This window comes from Massilia sp., from assembly GCF_032106685.1.
Lineage (GTDB): Bacteria > Pseudomonadota > Gammaproteobacteria > Burkholderiales > Burkholderiaceae_D > Telluria.
In genome coordinates this window covers 1-1,463 of sequence record NZ_DAMCPG010000100.1, presented here as the reverse complement: position 1 = coordinate 1,463, position 1,463 = coordinate 1, and the positions used below count along the sequence as shown (strand labels likewise).

General features: G+C 58.6%; 2 protein-coding genes. Both read left to right on the top strand.

All coding sequences use genetic code 11. The annotated features are described in order from the left end of the window. Positions 1 to 370 (top strand): DUF3274 domain-containing protein (locus RT688_RS23730; protein ID WP_313707277.1); only part of this gene is annotated, 370 nt, incomplete at its 5' end. Next, on the top strand, positions 367 to 1,463 hold a 1,097-nt coding region (locus RT688_RS23725; protein WP_313707276.1), incomplete at its 3' end, for a DUF2875 family protein. The genes RT688_RS23730 and RT688_RS23725, both read left to right, overlap by 4 nt.

The following is a 1,463-nucleotide window of genomic DNA, read 5'->3' as shown; positions in this document are numbered from 1 at the left end:
CAATGTAACGGCATATGACCTGGCCATCGGCGGAGGATTGGCGTCGAGTGATCCGCAGTTTTATGCGTATTTGTGCGCGGTGGCGGATTGGCGGTTGCAGATGGATCCAACTGCGAAACGGCCATCTATCTTGCAATGGAAACAATTTATCGAGATATTCAGTGGGTACTGGAACGTTGAAAAGCCCGAGCGGAAAGAACTCATTCAGGGTAACGCCACGTATTACAGCAAGGGCAAACTGCCGGCCTGTGTGCCAGCGCTGCATAGGGGCTTGCCGAGCCTTGTCGTCTGCGAGACGGTGGCCGGCGACAGTGTCGTCGCCTCAGCGGCATCGGCTGACTCGAAGGGCGGAAAGAAGGGGGCAAGATGAGCAGCATGGCCGGCAAAGCACGAATTCATTTAGCGAAATATGTGATCGGAACCATTCTCGCGCTCATCGTCCTGATTCCTTTGTGGACGGTCTTCGTGATGACGGTCATCGAACCAGAGAGCTTGACTATTCAGGAGCAAACGATGGGCAACCGAATCTTGTGGTGGGTGGTGGGGCCGGTCATTGCCGTTGGCGCGCTGTTCGGCACCCACTGGGTCCGAGCCTCAAAGAACGAACAAGCCACGCAGAAAGACGTAGCGGTCCCGGTCCAGCAGGCGGCGCAAAGCGAGCAGCAACGGCGCGAATACGTGCTGGAAGTGATTGGGATGGGCGTCACCCTGGACAAATACCGGCAGGGCAAGCTATGGGAGGCGCTGCAGGCCGGTAACCCGCATGCGACGATCCGCGAGCAGGATCCGAAGAAGTACGATTGGACCGCACTCGACAAGGCTGGCACAGGCGGCGGGCGCGGCGGCGATACGCTTGAAAATGGTGCGCAGTTTACGCCAATGTATTACGGAGTGCCGGTTTTCAATGCAGAACCTCCTAACCAAAATTTGGAGTGGAGCGACAAGCCGGAAATGCCATTATCCGGACTGGCCGGTGGAGCGATCATGTCCGGCATGGCGTGGCACCTGTTCGTGGTCGGTCCGCGCCGCTTCGATGAGCAACCAGACCGCATTCTCGAAGACGTATTCGCCTTTTTCGACGCCCACCCGGATGTCCCGTACATTGTCCTGAACTCCGAAGACAGCATGGGCACGCGCGATTCGAACCGTCTTCCCGGCACACCTAATTTGCTGAGGGATGGGCATTACATTCCCGAGATGCCAGATGCATCGGCCCTTTTCGTGCTCGCCCGTCGCGAGCGGGTCGATCCAGTGCGGCCCTTTGTCTGGGACGACCAGGACAACGAATTCCTGCAAAAGGAGTTCCGCTGGATGTACGGGAATCTGCGAACTGCAGTTCCCAACTGGGAGCGCAAAACCACCTTGCAGACACCGGCCCAGGTCGGCGCCGACATGACGCGCCAGGACATCAAGGGAGATGGCGAGCGCCAGCCCCTCGTCAGCGAATGGCTCGAAGCCGCCGC